General features: G+C 59.0%; 14 protein-coding genes and 2 tRNA genes. 1 reads left to right on the top strand and 15 read right to left on the bottom strand.

Going from position 1 to position 15,921, the window contains the following annotated elements:
* Positions 1-3: 3 nt before the first annotated feature.
* From pnp to rlmE, 15 genes are all read right to left on the bottom strand, one after another.
* A complete protein-coding gene (pnp, locus tag ACWPWQ_RS08945; RefSeq protein ID WP_454009586.1) occupies positions 4-2,145 on the bottom strand; it encodes a polyribonucleotide nucleotidyltransferase in 2,142 nt (713 codons plus the stop codon).
* Positions 2,146-2,325: 180 nt separating this feature from the next.
* The gene (rpsO, locus tag ACWPWQ_RS08940; protein ID WP_005317514.1) at positions 2,326-2,595 is read right to left on the bottom strand and encodes a 30S ribosomal protein S15; all 270 of its coding nucleotides are present in this window, start codon (positions 2,593-2,595) and stop codon (positions 2,326-2,328) included.
* A gap of 160 nt (positions 2,596-2,755) precedes the next feature.
* Complete coding sequence (gene truB / locus ACWPWQ_RS08935; protein ID WP_042648796.1) at positions 2,756-3,715, bottom strand: tRNA pseudouridine(55) synthase TruB; 960 nt, start codon at positions 3,713-3,715, stop codon at positions 2,756-2,758.
* Position 3,716: 1 nt separating this feature from the next.
* Positions 3,717-4,151 carry a 30S ribosome-binding factor RbfA gene (rbfA, locus tag ACWPWQ_RS08930; protein ID WP_005326642.1) on the bottom strand — a complete coding sequence of 145 codons (435 nt, stop codon included), beginning with the start codon at positions 4,149-4,151 and terminating at the stop codon, positions 3,717-3,719.
* A gap of 55 nt (positions 4,152-4,206) precedes the next feature.
* Positions 4,207-6,900, bottom strand: a complete 2,694-nt coding sequence (gene infB, locus ACWPWQ_RS08925) for a translation initiation factor IF-2 (RefSeq protein ID WP_139437351.1) — start codon at positions 6,898-6,900, stop codon at positions 4,207-4,209.
* A gap of 20 nt (positions 6,901-6,920) precedes the next feature.
* The gene (gene nusA, locus ACWPWQ_RS08920) at positions 6,921-8,423 is read right to left on the bottom strand and encodes a transcription termination factor NusA (protein ID WP_042648795.1); all 1,503 of its coding nucleotides are present in this window, start codon (positions 8,421-8,423) and stop codon (positions 6,921-6,923) included.
* 14 nt (positions 8,424-8,437) lie between these two features.
* Positions 8,438-8,896: a ribosome maturation factor RimP gene (gene rimP, locus ACWPWQ_RS08915; RefSeq protein ID WP_025326064.1), complete on the bottom strand. Its 459-nt coding sequence runs from the start codon at positions 8,894-8,896 to the stop codon at positions 8,438-8,440.
* 166 nt (positions 8,897-9,062) lie between these two features.
* Positions 9,063-9,139: transfer RNA gene (locus tag ACWPWQ_RS08910), tRNA-Met, on the bottom strand.
* Positions 9,140-9,230: 91 nt separating this feature from the next.
* Positions 9,231-9,315 (bottom strand) — tRNA-Leu (locus ACWPWQ_RS08905).
* 9 nt (positions 9,316-9,324) lie between these two features.
* Positions 9,325-9,651 carry a preprotein translocase subunit SecG gene (gene secG, locus ACWPWQ_RS08900; protein WP_025326063.1) on the bottom strand — a complete coding sequence of 109 codons (327 nt, stop codon included), beginning with the start codon at positions 9,649-9,651 and terminating at the stop codon, positions 9,325-9,327.
* Complete coding sequence (tpiA, locus tag ACWPWQ_RS08895; RefSeq protein WP_454009585.1) at positions 9,652-10,416, bottom strand: triose-phosphate isomerase; 765 nt, start codon at positions 10,414-10,416, stop codon at positions 9,652-9,654.
* 131 nt (positions 10,417-10,547) lie between these two features.
* Positions 10,548-11,882, bottom strand: coding sequence for a phosphoglucosamine mutase (glmM, locus tag ACWPWQ_RS08890; RefSeq protein ID WP_106887617.1), 1,335 nt, complete (start codon positions 11,880-11,882; stop codon positions 10,548-10,550).
* A 17-nt stretch (positions 11,883-11,899) separates the two neighbouring features.
* On the bottom strand, positions 11,900-12,745 hold the full coding sequence (gene folP, locus ACWPWQ_RS08885; protein WP_404837926.1) for a dihydropteroate synthase: 846 nt from the start codon (positions 12,743-12,745) through the stop codon (positions 11,900-11,902).
* Positions 12,746-12,829: 84 nt separating this feature from the next.
* Positions 12,830-14,782, bottom strand: coding sequence for an ATP-dependent zinc metalloprotease FtsH (gene ftsH / locus ACWPWQ_RS08880; protein ID WP_025326059.1), 1,953 nt, complete (start codon positions 14,780-14,782; stop codon positions 12,830-12,832).
* A 45-nt stretch (positions 14,783-14,827) separates the two neighbouring features.
* Entirely contained in the window at positions 14,828-15,457 is a 630-nt protein-coding gene (gene rlmE, locus ACWPWQ_RS08875) for a 23S rRNA (uridine(2552)-2'-O)-methyltransferase RlmE (RefSeq protein WP_025326058.1), read from the bottom strand.
* A gap of 97 nt (positions 15,458-15,554) precedes the next feature.
* Between rlmE and yhbY the strand changes: the two genes are divergently transcribed.
* The gene (gene yhbY / locus ACWPWQ_RS08870; RefSeq protein ID WP_404837924.1) at positions 15,555-15,851 is read left to right on the top strand and encodes a ribosome assembly RNA-binding protein YhbY; all 297 of its coding nucleotides are present in this window, start codon (positions 15,555-15,557) and stop codon (positions 15,849-15,851) included.
* Positions 15,852-15,921: the final 70 nt, after the last annotated feature.

Below are 15,921 nucleotides of genomic sequence, written 5' to 3'. Positions count from 1 at the left end.
GCCTTATTCGGCAGCCGGCTCTTCGGCAACGGCCACGTCTGCAACCGGGGCGGCGGCTTCGGTCGGTGCATTCGCTTCCTTGATGGAGAGACGCACGCGGCCCTGACGGTCCACTTCCAGTACCTTCACCTTCACCACGTCGCCGATCTTCAGGAAGTCGGCCACGTTCTGCACGCGGGCATCGGTGATCTGGGAGATGTGCACCAGACCGTCTTTACCCGGCAGTATGTTGACGAAGGCGCCAAAATCGGCCAGACGCACAACCTTGCCTTCATAGATGCGGTTCACTTCGATCTCGGCGGTGATGGCCTCGATGCGACGGATGGCTTCCATGGCGGCTTCGTTGGCAACGGCAGAGATGCGGACGGTGCCGTCATCATCCAGCTCGATGTTGGTGCCGGTCTCTTCGGTCAGGGCACGGATCACGGAACCGCCCTTGCCGATGACATCCTTGATCTTCTCGGGATTGATCTTGATGGTGTGGATGCGCGGGGCGAAATCGGAGATTTCGGCACGGGGAGCCTGGATGGCCTCATCCATGACCTTCAGGATGTGCAAGCGAGCGCCACGGGCTTGCTTGAGGGCAATCTCCATGATCTCTTTGGTGATGCCTTCGATCTTGATGTCCATCTGCAGCGCGGTGATACCCTGGGTAGTACCGGCCACCTTGAAGTCCATGTCACCCAGGTGATCTTCGTCACCCAGGATGTCGGACAGCACCACGAAACCTTCTTCTTCCTTCACCAGCCCCATGGCGATACCGGCAACGGAGGCCTTGATCGGCACACCCGCGTCCATCAGCGCCAGGGAGGAACCACAGACGGAGGCCATGGAGGAGGAACCGTTGGATTCGGTGATTTCAGACACCACGCGCACCACGTACGGGAACTCGGCGGCGCTCGGCATCACGGCAGCAACGCCGCGCTTGGCCAGACGACCGTGACCGATCTCACGACGCTTGGGGCTGCCCATCATGCCGGTCTCGCCGACGCAGTACGGCGGGAAGTTGTAGTGCAGCATGAAGCGGTCGGCACGGTGGCCAGACAGCTCGTCGATGTTCTGGGCGTCACGCTCGGTACCCAGGGTCGCAACCACGATGGCCTGAGTCTCGCCACGGGTGAACAGGGCGGAGCCGTGAGCACGGGGCAGGATGCCGGTGCCGACGGACAGGGCGCGGATCATTTCCGGATCGCGACCATCGATGCGCGGCTCGCCACGGACCACACGGCCACGAACGATGCGGCTTTCCAGGCTGTGGAACTCTTCGCCGATCTTCTTGGCATCTTCTTCCACGCCGGTGGCGATGACCTGCTCGACCACGCGCGCCTTGATAGCACCGATGGCGGCGTAACGCACGGCCTTCTCGGTGATGCGGTAGGCTTCACCCAGTTCGGCGGTCGCCAGCTCGGCAACCTTGGCTTTCAGCGCTTCGTTGACGGCAGGCGGGGTCCAGTCCCAGGGCTGGGTACCCACGTCGGCGGCAAATTCGTTGATGGCGTTGATCACCACCTGCATCTGCTCGTGGCCATAGACCACGGCGCCCAGCATCACCTCTTCGGACAGGATGGCCGCTTCGGATTCCACCATCAGCACGGCGTTGGCGGTACCGGCAACCACCAGGTCCAGATCGCTCTGGGGCAGTTCGGTAGTGGTCGGGTTCAGCACGTACTGGCCGTTCATGTAACCCACGCGGGCAGCAGCAATCGGGCCGCCGAACGGGATACCGGAGATGGCCAGGGCAGCAGAGGCACCGATCATGGCAACGATGTCGGGAGACACGGCCGGGTTCACGGACATGACGGTGGCAACCACCTGAACCTCATTGAGGAAGCCTTCCGGGAACAGCGGACGAATAGGACGGTCGATCAGGCGGGAGATGAGGGTCTCACCTTCGCTCGGACGGCCTTCACGACGGAAGAAACCACCCGGGATACGACCAGCAGCATAGGTACGCTCCTGGTAGTTGACGGTCAGCGGGAAGAAATCACGGCCGTGATCGGCCTCTTTCTTGCCGACGACGGTCACAAATACGCAGGTATCGTCCATGCTGACCATGACGGCCGCAGTGGCTTGACGGGCCATCACACCGGTTTCCAGGGTGACGGTGTGTTGACCGTACTGGAATGACTTTACAATAGGATTCACGTGAATTTCCTTTTTACAATTTGGCGCTTTAAATTCGCGTGCAAGTATACTTGATTCGCATCAAAAGGTAAGCGGTGGCACGCATTCTGTGAGGCAGGCAACGGTTTGTCGCGCGAGAAAAATGATCCATAAAAAAGGGGAACCTCACGGTTCCCCTTTTTCGCGAAATCTGATGGTCGATTAACGACGCAGACCCAGCTTGGCGATCAGAGCAGCGTAACGCTGAACGTCTTTACGCTTCAGGTAGTCCAGCAGCTTGCGACGCTGGGAAACCATGCGCAGCAGACCGCGACGACCGTGGTGATCCTTGGCGTGCTCCTTGAAGTGACCTTGCAGATGGTTGATCTGGGCAGTCAGCAGGGCAACCTGCACTTCGGGGGAACCGGTGTCGTTGGCGCAACGAGCGTTGTCAGCAACGATGGAAGCTTTGATCTCAGCATTTAGAGACATGGTATTACTCCAGTAGAGTGTTTAAAGGTTCACAGCCAATCTCTAATTCAGCCGTGAAATGAGGGCGGTATCATAATCGCAGCCGCCCCTTTTCGCAACGATAAAGAGGGGCGAGCTGCACGCGCCCTGGCCGGTGAGCCAGGGCGATACCGCCAGAGGATCACTCCTCGTCGCGATCGTCGTGATAACGCACCAGCCGCTTGGGGGCGACACGGCCTTCGTCGTCGATCTCGCCGACGCCGATGAACTCGCGCTCAGGGCCCACCGTCATGCGGACCTGGCCGCTTTGCGGCGCACCCGCCACCTGCACGGCCTGGCCCTGGTTCACATAGGCGGCCACGGCCGTCAGCATGTTCACCTCGGGCAGGGACGCCACTGCGGTATCCATCGGCAGCAGCAGCGGATCCAGCTGCTCCCGCGGCGGAATGCTCTCGGCCTTGGCCTGCTCGAAGATGCACTCGAGCTGCTCCAGGGTCAGCATCCGATCATACGGATAGCTGGCCACCTGGGTGCGACGCAGCTGGGTGACGTGGGCGCCACAGCCCAGCACTTCGCCGAGATCGTCCACCAGGGAGCGGATGTAGGTGCCCTTGCTGCAGTGCACCTCGAGGCGCACCTCATCCCCTTCGAAACTCAGCAGTTTGAGCTCGAACACGGTGATGGGGCGGGCTTCCCGCTCGATCTCGATGCCTTCACGGGCGTACTCGTAGAGCGGACGACCGTTGTGCTTGAGGGCGGAGTACATGGACGGCACCTGCATGATGGGGCCGCGGAACTGGTCCAGCGCCTCGATCAGGGTACCCACGGCCACGTTCACCGGACGGGTGGAGACCACCTCGCCGTCGGAGTCGCTGGTGTTGGTGCGCTCGCCCAGCTTGGCGGTCACCTCATAGCGCTTGTCCGCCTCCAGCAGATACTGGGAGAACTTGGTGGCCTCGCCCAGGCAGATCGGCAACATGCCGGTCGCCAGGGGATCCAGGGCGCCGGTGTGGCCGGCCTTGGCCGCGTTGTAGATCCGCTTGACCTTCTGCAACACATCGTTGGAAGTCAGACCGGTCGGCTTGTCCAGCAGCAGGATACCGTGTACGTCACGGCCCTTGAAACGACGTCTTCGAGACATCTCAGGCTTTGTCCTCAGTAGTATCATCCGGTGCGGCTTCGTCTTCTTCACGACCTGCTTCGGTCATGCGACGCTTGTCTTCACGCACAGTGTTGGTCACCAGGTTGGAGAGGCGCATCCCCTCGACCAGGGTCTGGTCGTAGTAGAACCGCAGCTCCGGCACCACCCGCAGACGCATGGCGCTGCCAAGCAGGCTGCGAATGTAACCGGCCGCCTCGGTCAGGCCCTTGAGCCCTTCCGCGATGCGCTCGGCGTCATTCTCCAGCTGCAGGAAGGTGACGTAAATCTTGGCATAGTTGAGGTCCTTGGACACTTCCACGTCGGAGACGGTCACCATGCCGATGCGCGGGTCTTTCACCTCGCGCTGCAGGATCAGCGCGATTTCACGCTGGATCTGCTGCCCGACCCGACGGGTCCGGCTGAATTCTCTGGCCATATTCTATCCTGCGATAAAAGGGGGCCGCAGCCCCCTATTTGTTCTAACGCTCGGCTTACAGAGTCCGCTGAATTTCAATGGTCTCGTAAACTTCGATCTGGTCGCCTTCACGCACGTCGTTGTAGTTCTTGACCGCGATACCACACTCGTAACCGTTGCGGACCTCGTTGACGTCATCCTTGAAGCGACGCAGGGATTCCAGCTCGCCTTCATAGATAACCACGTTGTCACGCAGAACGCGAATACGGTTGGAACGCTTGACCACACCTTCGGTGACCATACAGCCGGCAACGGCGCCGAACTTCGGTGACTTGAAGACGCTACGGACTTCAGCCAGACCGATGATCTCCTGACGATACTCAGGGGCCAGCTTGCCGCTCATGGCCTGCTTCACTTCGTCGATCAGGTCATAGATGACGGAGTAGTAACGCAGATCCAGGCTCTCGGATTCGATGACCTTGCGCGCAGAAGCGTCGGCACGGACGTTGAAGCCCACCAGGATGGCGCTGGAAGCAGCCGCCAGGGTAGCGTCGGTTTCGGTGATACCACCGACCCCGGAACCCACGATCTTGACCTTGACTTCGTCGGTGGAGAGCTTGACCAGCGCATCGCAGATCGCTTCCACAGAACCCTGTACGTCGGCCTTGATCACCACGTTCACTTCGGACACTTCGCCCTCGGTCATGTTGGCGAACATGTTTTCCAGCTTGGCCTTCTGCTGGCGAGCCAGCTTGACTTCGCGGAACTTGCCCTGACGATAGAGTGCCACTTCACGGGCCTTCTTCTCGTCACGCACGACGGTGGCTTCGTCACCGGCAGAGGGAACACCGGACAGACCCAGGATTTCCACCGGCAGGGACGGACCCGCTTCCTTGATCTCGCGACCCAGTTCGTCACGCATGGCGCGAACACGGCCGTACTCGAGGCCACAGAGCACGATGTCACCCTGACGCAGGGTACCTTCTTGTACCAGTACGGTGGCAACCGGGCCACGGCCCTTGTCCAGGAAGGATTCGATCACGACGCCGTTGGCCATGCCATCGACGACCGCTTTCAGCTCCAGCACTTCGGACTGGATCAGGATGGCTTCCAGCAGCTCGTCGATGCCTTCGCCGGATTTGGCGGAGACGTGGACGAACTGGCAATCGCCACCCCAGTCTTCGGACATGACGTTGTAACGGGCCAGCTCGGTCTTGACGCGATCCGGATCCGCTTCAGGCTTGTCGATCTTGTTGACCGCCACCACCAGGGGCACTTCTGCCGCCTTGGCGTGCTGGATGGCTTCGATGGTCTGCGGCATGACGCCGTCATCGGCAGCAACTACCAGAACCACGATGTCGGTCGCCTTGGCACCACGAGCACGCATGGAGGTAAACGCGGCGTGACCCGGGGTATCCAGGAAGGTGATCATGCCACTGTCGGTCTCGACGTGGTAGGCACCGATGTGCTGGGTAATGCCACCGGCTTCGCCTGCGGCGACCTTGGCCTTACGGATGTAGTCCAGCAGCGAGGTCTTGCCGTGGTCGACGTGACCCATGATGGTTACGACCGGCGCGCGCGGCTTGGCTTCGGAGGTCTCGTCACGATCGGACAGTACCGCCTCTTCCAGCTCGTTCTCGCGGCGCAGCACCACCTTGTGACCCATCTCCTCGGCGACCAGCTGAGCGGTCTCCTGATCGATCACCTGGTTGATGGTGGCCATGGCACCCATCTTCATCATCACCTTGATGACTTCGACGCCCTTGACGGCCATCTTGTTGGCCAGCTCGGCCACAGTGATGGTCTCGCCGATGACGACGTCACGGTTCACCACGGCTGCCGGCTTGTTGAAGCCGTGCTTCATGGCGTTCGGCATGGCCATCTTGCCACGCTTGCCCTTGCGGGCACGGGGGTTGCGGGAGTCACGGTCGTCTTCGCGGCGAGTGGCCTTTTTCGGGGCCTTGGCAGCGGCAGCCGTGCGACGGCTGGTCTCTTCCTTACGATCCAACTCATCTTCGGCCGCTTGCGCGTGCTTGTTGGTGGTCAGATGGTAATCGCTGCTCTCTTTGGCGCGAGCGGCCTCTTCCTCGGCCCAACGGGCCGCATTCTGTTCCGCCATGACACGAGCCTCTTCGGCTTTCTTCGCGGCGAGTTCTTCAGCTTTTTGCAAAGCTGTCTGTTCCTGTTGGCGCTTCAGTTCTTCTGCTTCGCGCTTGGCCATCTTTTCTGCCTCTTGCTGAGCTGTGCTAGCGGCTACTTTGGCGGGCTGTGGAGCCTGTCGAGCCTTTGATTGTGCCTCGATCCGCGCCTTTTCCTCAGCTTCACGACGAGCCTGCTCAGCCTCACGGCGAGCCTTCTCTTCAGCGTCGAGACGGGCCTTGTTTTCGGCCTCGTGACGAGCTTTTTCTTCTGCTTCCAAACGCGCTTTTTCCTCGGCTTCCGCCTGACGCTGTTCATCTTCCAGCGCCGAGCGTTTTACATAGGTGCGAGTCTTGCGCACTTCAACCTGCACTTCCTTGTTCTTGCCGCCAGTCCCTTGAACACTCAGGGTGCTCTTGGTCTTGCGCTGCAAAGTCATGCGGGCTGGTGCGGTGATCTCGTCACCTCCATGCTGTTTTTTCAAGTGAGCCAGCAGAGTCTGTTTCTCAGACTCGCTGACGAGGTCGTCGGCCTTGCTCTTGCTGATACCGGCATCGACAAACTGCTGGAGAAGACGATCAACCGGCGTGTCGATGTCAGTGGCAAGTTGTTTGACTGATACTTCTGCCATTCATTTTCCTCCGTTTGACCTTATTCAGACTGCTCTTCTCCGAACCAACAGATATTGCGAGCAGCCATAATCAGCTCACCGGCTTTCTCAGCGGTCAGCTCTTCAATGTCGGCAAGGTCGTCGATACCTTGCTCTGCCAAATCTTCCAGGGTGCCGACGCCGCGAGCGGCCAGGGCATACGCCATGTCACGGCCAAGGCCGTTGAGATTGAGCAGTTCTTCGGAAGGCTCTACGCCGTCGAAGGATTCTTCTTTGGCCAGGGCCTTGGTGGTCAGGACATCCTTGGCGCGTTTGCGCAGTTCTTCCACCATGTCTTCGTCCAGACCGTCGATGGCCAGCAGCTCATTGACGGGCACGAAGGCGATCTCTTCCAGGGTGGAGAAACCTTCTTCCATCAGCAGACCGGCGAAATCGTCGTCGATGTCCAGCGCTGTGGTGAACAGGGTCAGGATGCGGTCGTTCTCGGCCTGGTGCTTGGCACGCATGTCCTCGACGGTCATGACGTTCAGCTCCCAACCGGTCAGCTGGGAGGCCAGACGCACGTTCTGACCGTTGCGACCGATGGCCTGGGCCAGGTTGGCGGCTTCCACGGCGATATCCATGGTGTGGTTGTCTTCATCAACGATGATGGAGGCCACATCGGCAGGCGCCATGGCATTGATCACGTATTGTGCCGGGTTGTCATCGTACAGGACGATGTCGGCACGCTCACCGCTCAACTCGGCGGAGACCGCCTGAACGCGAGCGCCGCGCATGCCGATACAGGCACCGATCGGGTCGATACGACGATCGTTGGTCTTGACCGCGATCTTGGCGCGGGAACCCGGATCACGGGCGGCGCCCATGATTTCGATCATCTCTTCGCCGATTTCCGGCACTTCGATGCGGAACAGCTCTTTCAGGAAGTCCGGGCTGGAGCGGCTGACGAACAGCTGGGAACCACGGGCTTCCGGACGGACTGCATACAGCAGGCCACGGATGCGATCACCGGGACGGAAGGTCTCACGGGGCAGCATGTCGTCACGGAAGATCACGGCCTCGGCATTGCTGCCCAGATCCAGGATCACGTTGTCGCGGTTGCTCTTCTTGACCACGCCGCTGATGATGGTGCCTTCCTTGTCCTTGAACTGGTCAACGACTTGGGAACGCTCGGCCTCGCGCACTTTCTGCACGATGACCTGCTTGGCGGTCTGGGTGGTGATGCGGTCGAAGGTGACAGAGTCAATCTGGTCTTCAACATAGTCGCCGATCTGGATATCCGGCTGCTCGATCTGAGCGGCTTCGAGGGTGATTTCCCCGTACGGGTTCTCCATGGAAGCCTGATCGGCCACCACGACCCAACGGCGATAGGTGTCGTAGTCACCGGTCTTGCGATCGATCTCGACCCGAACTTCAATCTCGCCTTCGTATTTTTTCTTGGTCGCAGTCGCCAGCGCAGTCTCCAGAGCCTGGAAAATCTTCTCGCGGGGGACAGCCTTCTCGTTGGACACAGCGTCAACGACCAGCAAAATCTCTTTATTCATATCCGATAGCCTCGTTAACCAAAGTTCGGCACTATGTTCGCTTTTTGGATATTGGTGAAAGCCAACACCTCGTCCTTACCATCTACTGTCAGGGTGATCATGTCCCCCTGCACAGCTTTGATTACGCCTTTGAACTTGCGGCGGTTGTTTGTTGCCATCCGAAGCGAAACCGCCGCCTCCTGGCCAACGTATTTTTCGAACTGGGCAACCTTGAACAGCGGACGATCCAGGCCCGGGGAGGACACCTCGAGGTAATACTCCTCGGTGATGGGATCTTCGACGTCCATGATGGCGCCAACCTGGCGGCTCACCTCGGCACAGTCTTCCACCGTCACGCCTTGCTCCGAGTCGATGAAGACGCGCAAGGTCGAGTGCTTACCCGCACGGATAAACTCGACACCCCAAAGTTCAAAACCCAAGGCAACGACCGGAGCCTCGAGCAGATCGGTCAAACGTTGTTCCAACGTAGCCAAAGTCACCCTCCGAAAAACAAAAAAAGGGCATATAGCCCAGATAGAGATCGATTCAGAGTAAATCGCACATAACAAAAAGCCCCGATGTCAAATCGGGGCTTGGCGCTTTACCCTGATTGTCGCCTCGCAGCGACCGCCTTCCTGAGCGTAGGAAATGCGTGAAATTTGGTTGCGGGGGCCGGATTTGAACCGACGACCTTCGGGTTATGAGCCCGACGAGCTACCATGCTGCTCCACCCCGCGTCCGAAATCGTGCGAGATTATAGCCACTTCATTCTCATCACACAAGACTGACTGGCTATAACTTCCCGGTTACCCGGGTTCACTACTTAATTGGTGCCGTGGGCGGGACTCGAACCCGCACACCCTAGAGCACTACCCCCTCAAGATAGCGTGTCTACCAATTCCACCACCACGGCAAAAACTCTTTACTCGGGAACGTCAGTATCTTTCTTCACTGGCGCTTTGGTCTGCTCAACTTGCTGAGTCTGTTGCAGATTTTCCCATTCGCTACCCTGTTTTACCTTGTTGCTTGACATGGAGCCAAGCACCAGGCTGATCAAAAAGAACAGAGTGGCCAAAATTGCAGTTGTGCGGGTCAGGAAACTGCCTGAACCACCGGAGCCGAATACGGTATTCGATGCCCCTGCGCCGAAGGAGGCGCCCATATCAGCCCCTTTACCTTGCTGAATCATCACCAGACCGATCAGAGCCAGTGACACCAGCAGATAAACGACTAAAAGAATCTCGTACATTTAACTTGCACCCTTTGCCGCTTCAACAATTCCTAAAAACGCATCGCTGTCGAGACTTGCTCCACCTATCAGTCCGCCATCAATGTCGGGCTGGGCAAACAAATCTCTCGCGTTGGTCGGCGTCACGCTCCCACCATAGATGATTCTGATTTTCTCACCTATTACCGGAGTATCCTCCGCCAAGCGACCACGTATAAAGGAATGAACCTCTTGTGCCTGCTCGGGTGTGGCGCATTTACCTGTACCTACAGCCCAAATCGGCTCGTAGGCGATGATAGCATTATCGAAAGCCATCGCGCCATTTTTCTCTATGACGATATCCAGCTCTTCGGCGATCACCTCAAAGGTTCTTCTCGCCTGTCTCGCCGCACCTGACTCCCCAAGACAAAGGATGGGAATCAAACCTGCCGCTCTGACTGCCGCAAACTTCTCTGCGACGATAAAGCTGGTCTCACCAAAGAGACGCCTGCGCTCGGAGTGACCGACCAGTACGTATCGGCACCCTGCCTCGACCAGCATCTCACACGAGACTTCACCCGTATAAGCGCCCAGTCTGTGCTGGCTCACATTCTGAGCCCCCAACCTTATCACCTTCTGCTCATCGAGCAATCGTGCGGTAAAGTCGAGATGCACATGGGAAGGACAGAGAACAACATCTACATCATCACCAACACCCTTCAGGCATTGACTCGTAAACTGCTCTAACTGCGACCTACTACCGTGTAACTTCCAGTTGGCGGCTACAAACGGCTTGCGATGTCCCATCGGCAACTCCCTTGCGAAAGCGGGGCTGATAATATCCAGAGGATGATCAGCTGACAAGTGCTATTTTCAAATTTTCGAATCGTTTGAACAAGATACAACCAGGACGATTAAAAAATCGCCCTGGTCGCTCATTAAAACGCCGATTCGACCTGTTGGGCGATGCGTTGTGCCATGTCACGCACCTGTTGCTCATGCTCCCCTTCCACCATGACCCGGATCAGGGGCTCGGTGCCGGATTTGCGCAGCAGGACACGGCCACGGCCGCCCAGTTCCTGTTCCACCTTGGCCACTTCCTGCTGCACGGCTTCGGCCGCCAGCGGATCCTTGCCCTCGGCAAAACGTACGTTCACCAGTACCTGGGGGAACTTGCTCATGCCGGAGCGCAGCTTGGCCAGCGGCATCTCCGCAGAGCACACCGCCGTCAGCACCTGCAGGGCGGCGACTATGCCATCCCCTGTGGTGGTCTGATCCAGGCAGATGATGTGACCCGAGTTCTCGCCACCGATGCGCCAGCCCTTCTCGTTCATCATCTCGAGCACGTAGCGGTCACCCACCTTGGCACGGGCAAACGGAATACCGAGCGTCTGCAATGCCAGCTCCAGGCCCATGTTGGCCATCAGGGTACCGACCACGCCGCCCTTGAGGCGGCCGTTGCGCAGGGCATCGCGGGCGATGATGTAGAGGATCTCGTCCCCGTCGATGATGTAGCCAGTGCTGTCTACCATCACCAGGCGATCGCCGTCACCGTCGAAGGCAACACCGAGATCGGCCTTGCACTCCAGCACCTTGGCGGCCAGCGCCTCTGGTGCGGTGGAGCCCACCCCATCGTTGATGTTGAGGCCATCCGGGCTGCAACCGATGGCAATCACCTCGGCGCCCAGCTCGCGGAACACCGAGGGGGCTATGTGATAGGTGGCGCCATGGCCGCAATCTACCACCATCTTCACCCCTTCCAGGCTCAGATGGGTGGGGAAGGTGCTCTTGCAGAACTCAATGTAACGGCCGGCGGCATCGTCGATGCGCTGCGCCTTGCCAAGTTCGGCGGACTCCACGCACTTGAGCTCGTGATCCAGTTCGGCCTCGATGGCCAGCTCCACCTCATCGGGCAGCTTGGTGCCGTCGGCGGAGAAGAACTTGATGCCGTTGTCGTAATAGGGGTTGTGGGAGGCGCTGATGACGATGCCGGCCTCGGCACGGAAGGTGCGAGTCAGGTAAGCCACCGCCGGCGTCGGCATGGGGCCCATCAGTATGGCCTTGAGGCCCGCAGCGGAGAGGCCCGCTTCCAGCGCCGATTCCAGCATGTAGCCGGAGATCCGGGTGTCCTTGCCTATCAGCACCTTCTTGGTACCTTTCTTGGAGAGCACCTTGCCGGCGGCCCAGCCCAGCTTCATCACGAAATCCGGGGTGATCGGGTATTCACCCACCTTGCCGCGCACACCGTCTGTGCCGAAGTACTTTCTGGTCATTGTCTGTTCTCGTTATTTTATCTGGATACGAAATCTTGTCCCGTCATGGTCATCCAGCCTACACGCAGCGCGTCCATGGTGGCTCGCACGTCGTGCACCCGGATGATTCTGGCGCCATGTTGCAACCCGATCAGGGCGCAGGCCAGGCTGCCGGCCAGCCGCTCATCAACGGGGCGGCCAAGCAGATTGCCTATCATAGACTTTCGCGACATCCCCACCAAGAGCGGCAGACCGTAATCCAGCAACTTCTGCTGCCCGGCCAGCAACTGATAGTTGTGTGCCACCGTCTTGCCAAAGCCGTAACCCGGATCCAGCAGCAGGTGCCGGCGCGAGATCCCGGCATCCAGGCAAGCGGCTATTCGCTCGTCGAAGAAGGCCCTCACCTCCCCCAGCAAGTCCTCGTAATGAGGTTCCGCCTGCATGGTTCTCGGCTGCCCCTGCATGTGCATCAGGCACACGGGCACGTCAGCCTCTGCCGCGGCAGCCAGGGCGCCGGGTTCGAGCAGGGCCCGCACGTCATTGATGAGGTGACCCCCTGCCGCGCAGCCCGCTCTCATCACGGCAGCCTTGGAGGTGTCGAGGGAAATCATCACATCCAGCTCCTGCGCCATCCGCTCGACCACGGGGATGACTCTGTCCAGCTCCTCCTGCTCGCTCACGTCGGGGGCGCCGGGGCGGGTCGACTCGCCGCCGATGTCGATGAGGGTGGCCCCCTCCTCCATCATCTGGCGAGCATGGGCCAGGGCCAGTTCAAGCTGCTTGAAGCGGCCACCATCGGAGAAGGAGTCCGGCGTCACGTTGAGGATCCCCATGACGTGGGGACGCTCCAGGGAGAGGCTGCGCCCCTTGCTGATTAGTTGCATCTTTACATCTACCTGTCACAAGAAAATCTGGATATCCGCACAAAGAAAAACCCCGGGCAAGCCCGGGGTTTGGATCATGAAAGCTTATTTGGCCGGCACATCGTTCGCCTTGTCGATGTCACTGCGCGGTGCGCTGTTGTCATCGGCCTGCGCCTTGACCTCGGGCTCGCTGCTCACGCTGGCGCCGCCTTGCGGGGTGTCACCGTGTTCATCGTGCCAGTTGCTGGGAGCACGTACCTCACGACGAGCCATCAGATCGTCGATCTGCTTGGCATCTATGGTCTCGTACTTCATCAAGGCATCCTTCATGGTGTGCAGCACATCCATGTTGTCCTGCAGGATCTGCTTGGCACGAGCATAGTTGCGATCGATGACCTGCTTGACCTCGGCATCGATGACGCGCGCGGTGTCGTCGGACATGTGCTTGGCCTTGGCCATGCTGCGGCCAAGGAAGACTTCACCGTCTTCTTCGGCATAGAGCATGGGGCCCAGACGCTCGGACATACCCCACTGGGTCACCATCTTGCGGGCGATGTCGGTGGCACGCTCGATGTCGTTGGACGCACCGGTCGATACCTTCTCGGCACCGTAGATCAGCTCTTCCGCCAGACGACCGCCGTACAGGCTGGAGATCATCGACTCCAGATGCTGCTTGGAGTGGCTCCAGCGATCCTGCTCCGGCAGGTACATGGTCACCCCAAGGGCACGGCCACGGGGAATGATGGAGACCTTGTAGACGGGATCATGATCCGGCACGACCCGACCGATGATGGCATGACCGGCTTCATGATAAGCCGTCATCTCCTTCTCGGACTCCTTCATCACCATGGAGCGACGTTCCGCCCCCATCATGATCTTGTCCTTGGCCTTCTCGAACTCGTTCATGGACACCACGCGGCGGCTCTCACGGGCGGAGAACAGGGCGGCCTCGTTGACCAGGTTGGCGAGATCGGCACCGGAGAAACCGGGCGTACCGCGGGCAATCAGCGCCGGATTGACGTCATCCGCCAACGGAACCTTGCGCATGTGTACCTTCAGGATCTGCTCGCGACCGCGGACATCCGGCAGACCGACCACGACCTGACGATCGAAACGACCCGGGCGCAGCAGAGCGGGATCCAGCACGTCTGGACGGTTGGTCGCGGCGATGACGATGACGCCTTCATTGCCTTCGAAACCATCCATCTCGACCAGCATCTGGTTCAGGGTCTGCTCACGCTCATCGTGGCCACCACCCAGACCGGCGCCACGCTGGCGACCGACCGCGTCGATTTCATCGATGAAGATGATGCAAGGGGAGGACTTCTTGGCCTGCTCGAACATGTCGCGCACCCGGGAGGCACCGACACCCACGAACATCTCGACGAAGTCGGAACCCGAGATGGTGAAGAAGGGCACCTTGGCCTCACCCGCGATGGCCTTGGCCAGCAGAGTCTTACCTGTACCGGGCGGGCCGACCAGCAGCACGCCGGTGGGGATCTTGCCGCCCAGTTTCTGGAACTTGGTCGGATCGCGCAGATAGTCGACCAGCTCTTTGACCTCTTCCTTTGCCTCGTCACAACCCGCCACGTCGACGAAGGTGGTCTTGATCTGATCTTCACTCATCAGGCGAGCCTTGCTCTTGCCGAACGACATGGCACCCTTGCCACCGCCGCCCTGCATCTGACGCATGAAGAAGACCCAGACACCGATCAGCAACAGCATCGGGAACCAGGAGATGAAGATGGACGTGATCAGAGACGGCTCTTCCGGCTTCTCACCCATCACCTTCACGTTGTGGTTGAGCATGTCGTTGAGCAGTTGGGGATCAGGCGCAGGGATGATGGTGGTGAAACGTTCACCGGTGCGCTTGACGCCATTAATGACCTTGCCATCCATCCGCACTTCACGGATCTGCTCTTGGGTCACTTCTTTCACGAAGCTGGAATAGTCCAGCTGGCGACTGGTGGTATCGCTGGGGCTGAAGCTATTGAACACCGACATCAGCACGACGGCGATGACCAGCCACAGGATTAGGTTTTTCGCCATGTCACTCAAATCAATGACCTCGCAGACTGACAGTTAACGATGAGGGTTAGGGTACTACAGTTTAAAACCGGTAGCCACAATGTAGACTTCTCGTGAACGGGCACGGGAGGAGTCTGGTTTACGAATCTTGACGACAGAGAAAAGTCTACGAATTTCATTGAGATAGGCGTCAAACCCCTCCCCCTGGAATACCTTGACCACGAAACTGCCATTACTGCGCAAGACCTGATTGCACATGTCCAGCGCCAGCTCGATCAGATACATGGAGCGAGCCTGATCCACCTGCTGGGTCCCGCTCATGTTGGGGGCCATGTCAGACATGACCACATCGACCTTGTCCGGGCCAACCCGGGCCAGCAAGGCGGCAAGCACAGTTTCCTCCCGAAAGTCCCCTTGCAGGAAATCGACACCGGCAATGGAATCCATCGGCAGAATATCGCAAGCAATCACTCGTCCCTTTTCACCCACCTGCTCGATGGCGAACTGGGACCAGCCACCGGGGGCCGCCCCCAGATCCACCACCGTCATGCCCGGCTTGAGCAGTTTGTCCTTGCCCTGGATCTCATCGATCTTGAACACGGCGCGGGAACGCAGTCCCAACTTCTGGGCTTTTTTGACGTAATGGTCGTCAAAATGTTCTTTTAACCAGCGGGTTGAACTGGGGGAATGTTTTTTCTGGGTCATGATTGTCGACTTTAAAAAACCACAAGGGTTATTAGTATTAAGGGCTAAGTGGGGGTAGAATACGCCCCTTTCAACCCTGACTTATGAAGAAATTGCCATGATTCTCAACAATAAACAGAAACAGTACCTCAAGGGCCTCGCCCACAGCCTGAAGCCGGTCGTCCTGCTGGGACAACACGGCCTGACCGAAGGGGTGATGGCCGAGATCGATCTGGCGCTGAACCATCACGAGCTGATCAAGGTTAAGGTGTCGTCTGAAGATCGTGAGATGAAACAGCTGGTGATGGAAGCCATCGTCCGTGAGACAGGCGCCATCAAGGTACAGAGCATGGGCCATGTACTGACCATCTATCGTCAGGCCACAGAACCCAAGATCCAGTTGCCCCGCAAGTAACAGGAAAGAGCGTTCGCTCTTTCCTTCATTTCCCTTCTTCCCAAGTCGCTTGCCAAAATAGTCGTCAGGC

The sequence above is a fragment of the Aeromonas sp. Marseille-Q7275 genome (assembly GCF_965119515.1).
This window is presented reverse-complemented; position numbering and strand designations above follow the sequence as displayed.

Bases quoted from the DNA above. Each gene is read 5' to 3' on its own strand.
- rpsO (WP_005317514.1), bottom strand. From the start codon at position 2,595: ATGTCTCTAAATGCTGAGATCAAAGCTTCCATCGTTGCTGACAACGCT.
- tpiA (WP_454009585.1), bottom strand. From the start codon at position 10,416: ATGGGACATCGCAAGCCGTTTGTAGCCGCCAACTGGAAGTTACACGGT.
- glmM (WP_106887617.1), bottom strand. From the start codon at position 11,882: ATGACCAGAAAGTACTTCGGCACAGACGGTGTGCGCGGCAAGGTGGGT.
- infB (WP_139437351.1), bottom strand. From the start codon at position 6,900: ATGGCAGAAGTATCAGTCAAACAACTTGCCACTGACATCGACACGCCG.
- yhbY (WP_404837924.1), top strand. From the start codon at position 15,555: ATGATTCTCAACAATAAACAGAAACAGTACCTCAAGGGCCTCGCCCAC.
- secG (WP_025326063.1), bottom strand. From the start codon at position 9,651: ATGTACGAGATTCTTTTAGTCGTTTATCTGCTGGTGTCACTGGCTCTG.
- rlmE (WP_025326058.1), bottom strand. From the start codon at position 15,457: ATGACCCAGAAAAAACATTCCCCCAGTTCAACCCGCTGGTTAAAAGAA.
- folP (WP_404837926.1), bottom strand. From the start codon at position 12,745: ATGCAACTAATCAGCAAGGGGCGCAGCCTCTCCCTGGAGCGTCCCCAC.
- nusA (WP_042648795.1), bottom strand. From the start codon at position 8,423: ATGAATAAAGAGATTTTGCTGGTCGTTGACGCTGTGTCCAACGAGAAG.
- rbfA (WP_005326642.1), bottom strand. From the start codon at position 4,151: ATGGCCAGAGAATTCAGCCGGACCCGTCGGGTCGGGCAGCAGATCCAG.
- truB (WP_042648796.1), bottom strand. From the start codon at position 3,715: ATGTCTCGAAGACGTCGTTTCAAGGGCCGTGACGTACACGGTATCCTG.